The sequence below is a fragment of the Dyadobacter sp. 22481 genome (genome assembly GCF_052044875.1).
Taxonomy (GTDB): Bacteria; Bacteroidota; Bacteroidia; order Cytophagales; family Spirosomataceae; genus Dyadobacter; species Dyadobacter endophyticus.
In genome coordinates, this window is sequence record NZ_JBQENV010000003.1 from 465630 (window position 1) to 477377 (window position 11748).

An 11748-nucleotide genomic window follows, 5' to 3' on the forward strand; every position below is an offset into this window, starting at 1 on the left:
AAAAACTGACTCATTTGTTGCGTTTGGCCTTTCGAAGCATGAAAAAACGCTACCTGACTGCTATTCTTATTCAAATTTGTGTGGGAAAGGGCCTTTTCGCGCAGTCGGACTCGCTACGCCGTGAGCTGACCGTCGATTTTGAGATCAGGCCCCGAGCCGAATACCGCGACAATTTCATGTGGACTCCCGCTGATACCCTTATGCCGGAGGTTTACACCACCCAAAGGAACAGGCTTAGCATTACTTACCAATCCAACCGGCTCAGGCTGCATGCATCGCCGCAAGAAATCCACGTCTGGGGCGAATCCGGGCAGTTTTCCCGCGTCGGTAATGTCAACTTCTTCGAACTCTATGCCGAACCGAAAGTTACCCCCAATTTTTCTGTAAGGATTGGCAGGCAAGCACTTTCACTGGACAATGGCAGGATATTTTCCGCAGCGCCCTGGGGCCAGCAAAGCCGGACGCATGAAGGGGTCAGGTTCCTGTACAAAAAGAAATTCGAGACCGATCTGACAATCGTATTCACCAGGCCCTATGCGCAGCATTTTGATCCCGCCTACTCCCCTGTCGCCTCACATACCTACAAATACCTTTTTGTACACCACCTGAAATACAAGTTCGCGAATCAGGTTTTACTGACGACGATTAATACGATCGACGTATTTCGCAGGGTGAGTGGTAACAAACAATACTATGAGCGGATCACGAATGGCGGGCGGCTGGACTACACAAGCGGGTGGTTCTACGCGACTGTCAGCGCCTACTACCAGTACGGGCAAAATGCGGCGTCGAAGGCAATACGCGCCTACTACATTCAACCTGAAATCAGCGTGAACACCGGCAGGACATTATTCAGACTGGGAGCGGAAATCCTGAGTGGCAGTAACAGTCCGACGAGTAAGGAAGTATCCGCATCATTCGTACCGCTTTACGGAGTAGCCTGGAAATTCATGGGCAACATGAATCTTTTTACCAAATTCCCAGCGGATGTGAATGAACGAGGACTTGTCAATCCGTACTTGTTTATCCTCTATCAGGCAGGCAAAAAACTTTCTCTCCGAGGCGACTCTCACCTGTTCTATTCGCAATACCCGCTGCTCAGAGATGGCAGCGAAATCGGCGGGACCTATCTGGGATTTGAGAGCGATTTGTCCTTAAACTACAAGCCTGTCAAGACGCTGGAAATCATTTATGGGTTTTCATTCGCAGTAGCCAATCAGCGCATGGAGTTGCTCAACAAGGTTCCCGATTCCGGCAAAATACCGGTATGGAGCTATCTGATGGTTTCTTTCACACCGCGTCTGCTTTCCCGTAAGTGGGTTGGGACGCGGTAATTGCGTGTTAATTCTGCCAGTAGGTTGCAAGCTTTATCCTGAAAGTTGTGCCTTCTCCCCGCCTGCTTTCAATACTAAGACCTGCCCGCAGCAGTTCGCATAAGCCTTTCACAATGGACAGGCCAATGCCTTCGCCTTTATGGGAAAACGCTGTTTGAGGGGAAGGAGTAAGGAGCATTTCCTGATGACAGCTGTCGTCCGCAGTCATGTTGACGTTTTCCATCGGGTGAAGCGATGAATCATCCGTCTGTGCAAAAAGATCGCTCTGAATGGCATTTGGCAGTCCAGGGCCGGAATCCTGTACACTAATGGTCCAACAATTGTCATTTTCCAAAGTCCATCCCACCGATACCCAGCCTGATTCGGTATGCTTCAAGGCATTCAGTACCAGATTTTGTACGATACGCTGAAGGTGAATGGGATCGGACTCGACCAGTAAGCTAGCCGGGCCTTCGCAATTTAATATAAGGCCGCGATCATTGGCCAGTGGCTGGTACCTCGACACCAGGTCCGTCAACATTTGGGCGGCATCGATGCATTTGATTTGCAGCACCTCCTGCCCTGCTTCGAGCCTGGCCAAATCCATCAGCTGCGTAACCAGTGTGCGGCAGTTCACCAGGTTGCGGCGCAATATCTCCAACAGTTCCTTGCGTTCCTGATCGGAGTTATTCACCATTTCTAAAAGCGAGGCTGCGCCCTGAAGTGCTGTGAAACTTCCCCTGAGATCATGGAAGGAGTTGCGCAACAAATCACTGCGCTGCTTCCCGATTTCATTTAATTCGGCTAGCGTTTTCTGCAATGCTTCCGCCCGGTTCAAAGCAGCCTGCCGTTGCAGATCGGCATACTGGGTGATACTGCCCGTGTTGATCTCGTTACTAAACTCTGCGAGGTGTTCATAGCTGAATGCCAGACTGGCATTCGTAGAGGGGTTGAGCTTCCAGAACGCCCTAAGCTCTCCAAGCAAAAGACGGTTCAGGTGGTGCATTTCGGCCGATAAATCGGAAAGGTCATATCCTTTCTGCCACCGATGAAGTCCATGTCCGGCTGTTAATAGCCTGAAATCCTCTCTATCTGCTTCGCCATTCAAGCGCTGCCCCAGCACGTTAAGCATTGCAGGAACCTGGTTGATAAATTGTTCCCTGCTCAGGCTCTCGGCCCCTTTCAGCGAAAAATCATTCCCACAGGCTGTACGCCAGTTGTCGAGCAGGTCATGCTGTCTTTCCGCGAGGAATAGTGTAAGGTGCCCGACGGAAGATCCGTCAGAATCATTATAAGATATCATTGTGGAACCTGGTAAATTGCCTACGTCCGGCAGGAGCGGTTTGTCCGGAAGTTGTTTCCTAATTAGGCAACCAGGCGTTTAGTGCAAGTAGGGAGGTTAAACTAAATGACGGATTTCACTCATCGCGTCAGGCTTGGAAATTGTTGCTACTTCCAAAGTCAGCAATTATTATGCCAACAAAAACCATTGCACTATGCAAAAGACCGTAGCAGGAATTTTCGTATGAAAGGTGGCATTCCATTTGTTACCTTTACAATACTCCAATTTTCCGGAGTTTGTGCATCTGAAAAGTCGTTAGATATCAGCCTTCATGGATCAAAAATCTACAATCCCCACACTATTCGAATGGGCCGGTGGAATGCCGGTTTTCGAAAGACTGACGGATTTGTTCTATCAAAAAGTACTGAAAGACCCGATCTTGGAACCGGTCTTCAAACATATGTCGCCCGAACATCAGCAGCATGTTGCGCATTTCATCGCGGAGGTTCTCGGCGGTCCCGAATGGTACAGTACTGCTGAGGGAAGCCATTTTAAAATGGTTCAAAAGCATTTGGCCAGGCACCTCACCGAGCAGCATCGTCAACGTTGGGTTTCGCTGCTTTTGGAAACAGCAGATGAAATCAATCTGCCCGACGATCCGGAGTTCCGTTCCGCTTTCGTAGCCTACATCGAATGGGGCACGCGGATTGCTGTCATCAACTCTCACAGCAACGAGCTGCAAATGAACCCCGAAGAGCCAATGCCCAAATGGGGCTGGGGCGTTCCGGGAGGTCCTTTTCTGAGATGAAAGCAGGTGCCCGTATCACTGCTTTCAAAGCATACGTAAAGGTTGCCCAGCTTACTTTTTACACTATTGGTATCGGTAAATCCTGCTTGTTATTGACTGATGGCGGGCCTCACGTTCTTAAATTTTTCAATCATACGTTGCAGCCTGGGACGGGTGTACCGTTCAACAAGATGTTGAATACCAATAGCCATATGGCGTTTCGCGCTGAATAGGCAAATAGAACGTAGCCATTGACTATCAAAACGATTACGGCCACAACGATATGCCCAACTTCGGCCACCCGGGTTCCTCGCTCGTATGCTTGAAAGTCGGAAAGGCTTTTTTTAATGGGCGTCTGCTGTTGTCTGATCTTTTCCCATCCACTTTTGATTAAAATGGCCCGATACCACTCGATGCCCAGCATCCGGTACAACGCCCCTTGTTTTTCAAAAGGATAGGAGTTAAAGTATCGTGAGTGCAAAGTCGGCCTGAGCTGAGATTCAAGTATCGTGAACCAGAACATCAGGGCGAAGTTAAATCCTAAACTAAAGGCTCCGGAGGTAATATCCATATAAAGCAGCATGAAGCTTAAAGTTGCCGTCGCCAAACAGACTAGAAGCACTATTTTGACCCATTTAAGAAGCATGAGAGAAATATCTTTTCCTGTTATTTTTTGATTAATTGGTTCTAACCGTTTCCTGGGGTTGAATCTAAGCACTAAATGGGAAATGTTCTAGCCGCGCGATTGAAATAGAACCACAAGCGTTTTATAACAATACATCAATAGCCGCCCTGAAAAACAAATTCGGTTTTTCAGGGCGGCTATTGATTGATAGGAATACTGTAAAAACTTACTGTTTAATTAATTTGATCGTAACGGTATTTTCCCTGTTTGCCATCCGAAGCAGATACAATCCGGTTGATTTGCCATTCATGCTAATCGTATGGTTCTCCTGATTTGACTTTATTCTCAAATCCTGCTGCATTAACCGGTTACCGTTGATATCGGTCAGCGTCATTTGAATCGATTGTCCACCGGCCCCGCGAATCTCGGCGACAGCCTGATCACCAATAAAGGGGTTACCCTGGATAATCACTTCAAAAGCCTTCGACTCCTTATCCGCGCTTTCCGCGGACAGTCTTCCGCCGGTAGCATATGGCTCCGTTCCATAAATAAGCGTTCCCTGGTAATACACCCCAATGTGGGCGTTTTCCGCGAAACTCCCCACTCGTTTGTAGGAATAATCATTGGTATGACTGAAAGCCGACCAGTCCGATTTAGCGATCCTATACTGGATATTGCCTGTACTGCTCGATGGATAAAAGCTACCAACGGCAGGATTCACACTTAATTCGAGATAGGTATCCGCACCGGTAACGGCCGGGGTCACCGTCACAAACTGCCCGCTGACATTCGCGGCACTAAGTTTCGCGTAATCTGTCCAATAGTTCAGGCTGGCGGCAGTTTCTCTCGTGAACCAGTAGCGGACTTTTACATCCCCGTAGTTGACAGGCATATTGCCTTCGTTATTGATTTTCAGATAGGTACTGATCGTGTTGGAATTCACACTTGAGCTCTTGTTTTCTGAATAAACTTTAAGCGCGACAACCGGCGCGACAAGGGTTGGCTCCGTGCCCCATACCAACAATCCATTCCGGTAAAGGGTCATGTGGTCATTCAAAACGTAAGCGGATGACGCCAGATAAGCATAATCGTCCGCTTCGTTCAGCGAACTGCCGTCGGTGTTCGCAAACCTCGATTTAATCTCTCCGGAATTCCCATTCGCTGCCAGCGTACCTGCCGATGCATCGAAACTGTATTCAATATAGGCATAGGCGCCGTTGCGCGGCTGGGCGAGCGCAACGTATTTCATTTTCACTTTGCCGCTGCCTAGTTGTGCATAATCGACCCACGTGTTGATACCGGCATAATTCTCGGCAGTGAACCAGTACCGGGCCGTAAGTTCGCCGTAAGCCACCGCAACGGAATCGTTATTGACAATTTTAAGATTAGGTTTGATCACATTGTTGGCAGGCTGACCGGAATCTGCATTCTGGTATTGTATTTTAAGTTGAAGAGGCGCGACCGTCAGCGTTTGATTTACAGAATCCGCCGCATAATAATGGCCATTGCCGGCTTGAACGGCTATAATGGTGGTGGTTCCTGCTCCTGTTATATGCAGCTTTCCTCCGACAACCGTGGCCACCGTCGTATCCGAACTGGTGTAGCTCACGGGCAATGTCGAAGAGGCCGTCGCCCCCGGGACGAAATCGGTATCTCCGATGACCTTTTTAGCCAAAGCATTGAAGGAAATTGTTTGATTTCGTTTGATCACCAGCACCAACGTGTCGGTAACTTCCCCCCAGGTGTTACCGGCTTCCAAAATGACGGGAAACGTGCCTGTAACGGTAGATGTACCCGAGATGATACCGGTGCAGGTGTTCAGGCTTAAACCTTCGGGCAGGCCCGTAGCGCTGAAATGATCTGGCCGGTTGGTCGCTTCGATGGTGTAACCGAATGCTGTGCCAAATACGAGGTCCCGGGTAGCCGTGGAGCTTGTAATGACCGGAGCGTTGGCTTTCAATCCCCAAAACTCGACTTCCGCGACATTGCCAAACCCATTGCCCGGCGACAGGTACCGGACGTAACGGTATGGTGTGGCATTTGAAATGATCTGTTCCGTCAATACCCCGACCGCCGGTTGAGCAGTGACCGTGAACAACGTTACCGCATTGCTGAAATCCGAAGTATTGGCCCCTTGAAAAACGCCGCCCACCATTCGTACAGGGAAATTGGCCCGTGGCGCGTAACGCACACGTGTAATCACGCTAACCCCGCCGGAACCAAGGTCGTATCCAACCCACCCGCTACCCTGCGGAGCATCGAAGTAGGTGTCCAGGTTGCCATCCACCGCGGCAGCTTTGGTGGTGGCAGCTACATTGCCAAACGAGCCTTCGGTACCTACGAGTGTACCGCCGGTTAACTTCCCTCCCAATGAAAGGCCGGAGGGAGACGTGTCGGGCCCTTCTCCTACATTATTAATGGCTGATACCTTATAGAAATAGGTATTACAATTGGTAGCGGCCGTGTCGACATAAGTCAACGTATTTACATTGGCAATCACTGTATAAGGTCCGCTAAGGGCAACGGCCCGCTTCACATTGTAACCGCTTGCGCCCACAGGAGCCGTCCAGTTTAACGTCACGCGGTTGTTTCCCGCCGTAACCGACAACGGTGCTGGTGCTGCCGGAGGTGTCGAAAGGATCATGATATTCGATATTTCCGAAGCGCTTAATGCACGGCTGTAAATCTGAAATTCATCTATTTTACCTGCTAAAAGCGGATCCGGAAATTGCGATTTGCCGATCCAGTTCTGGGTCGCATTCCCCAAACTGGAAGGTTTGAGGGTCAGATTGACGTTTCGTCCAACCTCAACACCATTTACATACAAAACCCCCACTGTACCCGACTGCGTCATAGCTATGTGCGTCCACGCGCCGGTGGCGATCACCGAGCTGGTGGTTATTTGCTGTTCGCCGGAACCCGTGGTGATTGCATAACGCAATGTCCCGTTAGCTCCGTTTTTGGCCGTCAGAAACATGTAATTTGTCGTCCCCGATCCAAAATCAAAAATACGTGCCCAGTTCGGGGAAGCGTCCAGCTTCACCCAGGTTGCAACACTGAAATCGTTCAATGAATTAACCAGGCCCGCCGGTAGCGTAACAAACCCATTGGCAGTACCATCCAGACTGACGGCATTGTTGACCACACCCGGCACCAACGTCGCGCCGGAAGCAAGCGTTCCGTTTCTCCCACTCCATGAATCGACCGCCGTAGTACCTCCGGTTTCATCGAATTTATAATAATTAGCCTTGCCAGGCACCGCACTCGACTGTGCTGAATTGGCCGACTCACCTATCGCATTTACTGCCGAAACAACATAATAATAGGTCGTGGAGCTTGTCAAGGGGGTATCCATGTAGCTGGTCGTGGAAGGACTGGCAATGGTCGTATATGGGCCTCCGCTCACTGTGGCTCTTTTTACATGGTAAGAAGCCGCACTTAAACTGGCTGTCCACGACAGGTTAATCTGGCTGGCAGACGCAGAACTAGCCGTCACGCCCACTGGAACGGGGGCCAGCGCAAGTACCGGTGTGGCATTTACCTCCGAAGAGTTGGGACTTTCACCTGCAAAGTTCGTGGCCAAAACGACATAATAGTAGCCGGTACCGTTTGAAAGCCCGGTATCGATATAATTCAGTGCGGCAAGACCTGTCGCAACCGTGGTGTAAGGCCCGCCGCTGACCGTTGCGCGTTTTAACGTATAGCTTGCGGCGCCGTTTACCGCATTCCAGTTTAACGTCACTTGCGTATTACCCGGCTGGGCAGTCAGGCCTGTCGGGCCCGGAAGTACCGTGCTGTCCCCGCCTGCCAGGGTCACGTTATCAAAAGTAGAATTGGCCAACGCGCCCGTCGCACTGCCTGAGCATGAAGCAAATCCCACGTAATAGGTATTGCCCATTGCCACCGTGCTGGTCGCGATGGTAACCCAGGTTTCACCATCTGAAGACTGATAGGCCGTGAAAGTATTGCCCGTCCGCTGTATCCTGAACCAGGCAGGGATCCACGTATAATCATTCGCACCTACCCAGCTCATATTTCCCCCCGCAGCGGCCCGTGTTCCCACACCCGCCTGCCGCCAGCCCGCATCGCCCAGCTTCATCACGACCGCTTTTGCGTCCGGAGCCAGTGATTCGCGGAACATAATGCCCGTTTTACTTAAAGTCCCGCCCACCGCCGATAGCCGGGCCGTCATGGTGAAATCGCCGGTAACTATTCCATAAGTGTAGCCAAACGAATCGGAAGTGCCGCCTATGCCCGTTCCCGAACCATTGACAATGAACGTGCTTCCGGAAACATTGGCATAACTGGCACTGCCCGCCGCACTTACCGTCCCGATATCTTGCCTCGCCCAACCGGCCGGCAAACCCGCTGCGGCCATGGGAGTGGCCGTAGTTTGAGCCGAAACACCACTCGTGCCTGACTGGTTATTGGCAGATATCACATAATAATAGGTTGTACCATTGGTCACCGTGCCGTCCGTATATTCCGGATAGGTGTTCTCTTTCCAGGAGGCAATGGAGGTGTAGGGCCCTCCGCTCGTGGTAGAACGCAGTATGTTGTATCCCTGGGTGGTGGCCTCATTTGCGGGTGTCCATTTCAGGAATACCCGGCCCACACCAGCCGTTGCACTCAGCCCTGCGGGCACAGGAGGAGCCGGCGAAGGCGGGTAAGGCGAAGCTGCTGCGGTCCGCGTGAATGCCAACGTGCCGTAACCAAAATGGTCGGCACTCCCGCGCTCAGGCCTTACCAATTGGGCCATTGACTTTACATTGGGAGCGCTTAACCCTTTGCGTACCACATAATGGTTGTAGATCATTTCCCAAACGGGACGATCATCCAGCCGGCCCATTCCATTAATCGAAACCCAAAGCTGGTTTGCATTCTGGCAATTATTGTAGGCGGTATAAGGGACCGGCAATGACAAATTGGTTCGCGCCACATATTCTGCCCCAGCCAACAAACGGCTGTTGTCATAGCCGTACAAGTCGAGCCCCTGGTTCCAGGCGATCTCACATACAGACGCCAGCATTCCTACCGCAAGCTGTGCATGTTCCTGGTCCCGTCCGCTTTCCTGCCACTGCCCGAGATTGCCCGCGTGTACATAGGGAATCGTATTCATGATGCTTCCCATCCCTGCGCCGTTTTTAAAATAATCCACGGCCTCGTCGTATTTGGCCTGATCATCGCAGAGCACCCCCATCGCCAGAATGGCGCCTATGTTACTGATGTCCCAGTTGGACCAGTAGTTGCTGATACAGGACCCATTGTGGTTTACAAGAAAATTATGGGCTACCGGATAAAAATAGGTGAGCATCATGTTTTTAAAGCGCGAAAAATCCGTCGGGGCCCATCCGGGATAAATGCGCAGCAATTCGGCCGCCATTCCAAAATCAAAAATAGGGATACCACTCAAACCGGGTATATCCGTACCGGTGGGAACCTGGTTCACCGCCGAAGACCATGCATTACAGATCCGTACCGCACATTCGGCATAGGTGGTGTCGCCGGAAATGTACCAGCGAAGCGCATTAAGGTAGGCGGCATGCGCGTCGGCATCGGCCCGCTGGCGGCTGGAACCCATATTTGCCCTTGCGGCGGGCGCGTAGGTGTTCTGTGCCTGCGGATCTGTAATGAGTTTATTCCAACTGTCGATCCAGGGATGTTCACCGGCAGCCACCTTCGTTTTCATCCGGTCCAGGTCTGCCTGCGTGTGTAAACCACCGGGGTGTGTAAACGTCTGGGCCTGCGCTGTCGATCGCGCCCCGCCCAACAACCAGATGCACATCCAAATGAAGGTAAGTAGTGTTCTTGCATGAGGTAATTTTACAGTGCTCATAGTCATACATTTAGATAGTAAAATTTAACATATTACGCTCATCTCAGTTATCGAAGGAGGTGTTGAAACGGTGATCGGTGTGACGGGATTGGCGATGAAATATCCGCCAACCCCGTCAGGAAGGTATCCTTGGTACTATAATTTTCGAAGCGAGGAAAGCAGTTATTACCAGCCGGGATTTTGAACCAGATTAGGGTTCAGCTGTAACTGGTTTGTAGGCAGCGGGATCAGGTAATTTTTCTCGGTGAATTTACGCTCATTAACCGGATCGGCGATCACGTCGCCTTCGGCCGTCAACGCCGGGGGGTTGGTCGTGTATTTGGTGGCGTATTCGGTACCAGCCCAACGAACGCCAAGGACAGGCTTGGCCAATTCGGTGTGCGCAATATACCAACGCTTCAGATCGTCCATCCGAAGGCCGTCCCCCTGCAATTCCACAGCTCGCTCGCGGCGTATTTCTTCCTGCATTTTCAATCCGTTGGCGGTAGCAAAGGCATTGCTGAGCTTCGGCATGGTGCTGTTTACGCGGCTGCGGACCAGGTTAAGGGACTTATCCAGATCCTCATCACTGATGGATCCGGTTCTTTCGTACACGGCTTCTGCATAATTGAGATACACCTCTGCCAAACGGATGACCGGGTAGTCGTATCCTTCCTGCGAGTTGGGGACTTGCCTTTCTGCCGCCCATTGCTGGTTGCTGTAACCCGTTATATCATTGCTCCATGGATCGTGGGGCAGGCGTGCATTCTTTAAATCGGTGGCACTCCAGTCCCAGTTGATATGCCAGTTCGTGGCATTTTGCCAGTACCGGTAACCGGGCACCATCATAAAGTAGCGCATCCGGTTGTCGCGGTTGGCAAATTCGGATTTCAGCGTGGCGCGACTGAACGGCAGCTTCGTTTTACCGATCGGCAAACCGTCAGCGGACAGGTACATATCTGCCATAACGCGGCTCATATCTGCCCCCAATGCTCCGAAAGAAATCTGGTTAGGGATCGTTTTGAGCAGGTTGTTCGACTCATAACGAACCGCCAGAATGTACTCCTGGTTGGCAGACTTGGTGATATTGGCAGGATTAGATTTCTGGTTTTCAAGAATAAACAAGTATTTCAGCGCTGAATCGCCCAAAGCTTGTGGCTTGAACAGCGAGTAAGCATTGCTGGTAATCACCGTATTACTATTGCTGATCGATTTATCCAGCAATGCATTGGCTCTTGTGGCATTTTGGTTCCTGAACTTCAACCACGTGCCTTCGTATAAGCACACCCTTCCCAAGAAGGCCTGTGCCGCACCTTTGCTCACACGCCCTTTATCGACGGCCGTAATATCGCTTTCCAAAGGCAGGTCCGCAATCGCTTCTTCCAGGTCCTGGATAATGAAATCGATGGTTTCGTCGCGGGTGCTGCGTGCGGCCTTCAACTCGGGAGATTCCGTGGTGAGCACATCTTTGATCAGGATTACGCCTCCGTAGGAAGTAAGCAGTTTGTCAAAGTAAACATATGCACGAAAGAATTTCGCCTCAGCCACGTAGGTCTTGATCTGATCCGGGCTTTTGAAGTCTTTTGCTTTTTCCAACATGTAATTGATGTTGTGTATCCATTTGTAGGCATCGTTATAGTTGCCGTCATTGGAAACGATCGTATTGGTGCCTCTTGCAAAAGAGCCCCGGTCGGCGCCCAGATCGGACCCGCTGTGCCCATCCCCGTTACCGTTGTTAAAGGAGCGCAAGTAGTCATAGAATTTGTTAGTCGCCAGTTTAAACTCCGTAGCCTCCTGCCAGAAGGAAACGTCCGACACACGGTCGAGCGGTTGCAGGTCCAGGGCATCCTTGCAGCCCGAGGGTACTGCAATGCATGCAGCCGTCACCAATGCAATGATCAGGTGGTTATATAGTTGCTTTTTCAT

The 11748-nt window shown here is 51.0% G+C and carries 6 protein-coding genes; 2 read left to right on the plus strand and 4 right to left on the minus strand.

Features of this window, described 5'->3' with window-relative positions:
• Positions 1-38: 38 nt before the first annotated feature.
• On the plus strand, positions 39-1334 hold the full coding sequence (locus ACTJJJ_RS20755; protein WP_440702893.1) for a hypothetical protein: 1296 nt from the start codon (positions 39-41) through the stop codon (positions 1332-1334).
• Positions 1335-1341: 7 nt separating this feature from the next.
• Here ACTJJJ_RS20755 and ACTJJJ_RS20760 read toward each other — a convergent pair whose 3' ends face one another.
• Positions 1342-2616 carry a sensor histidine kinase gene (locus ACTJJJ_RS20760; protein WP_440702894.1) on the minus strand — a complete coding sequence of 425 codons (1275 nt, stop codon included), beginning with the start codon at positions 2614-2616 and terminating at the stop codon, positions 1342-1344.
• A gap of 310 nt (positions 2617-2926) precedes the next feature.
• Between ACTJJJ_RS20760 and ACTJJJ_RS20765 the strand changes: the two genes are divergently transcribed.
• Positions 2927-3403: a group II truncated hemoglobin gene (locus tag ACTJJJ_RS20765; RefSeq protein ID WP_440702895.1), complete on the plus strand. Its 477-nt coding sequence runs from the start codon at positions 2927-2929 to the stop codon at positions 3401-3403.
• A 130-nt stretch (positions 3404-3533) separates the two neighbouring features.
• Here the strand turns inward: ACTJJJ_RS20765 and ACTJJJ_RS20770 are convergent, their stop codons facing one another.
• The 3 genes from ACTJJJ_RS20770 to ACTJJJ_RS20780 all read right to left on the minus strand — a co-directional run bounded on the left by ACTJJJ_RS20770 (position 3534) and on the right by ACTJJJ_RS20780 (position 11748).
• The gene (locus tag ACTJJJ_RS20770; protein WP_440702896.1) at positions 3534-3965 is read right to left on the minus strand and encodes a hypothetical protein; all 432 of its coding nucleotides are present in this window, start codon (positions 3963-3965) and stop codon (positions 3534-3536) included.
• 268 nt (positions 3966-4233) lie between these two features.
• Positions 4234-9843 (minus strand): cellulose binding domain-containing protein, encoded by a 5610-nt coding sequence (locus ACTJJJ_RS20775; protein WP_440702897.1) that lies wholly within the window; start codon positions 9841-9843, stop codon positions 4234-4236.
• A 165-nt stretch (positions 9844-10008) separates the two neighbouring features.
• On the minus strand, positions 10009-11748 hold the full coding sequence (locus ACTJJJ_RS20780; RefSeq protein WP_440702898.1) for a RagB/SusD family nutrient uptake outer membrane protein: 1740 nt from the start codon (positions 11746-11748) through the stop codon (positions 10009-10011).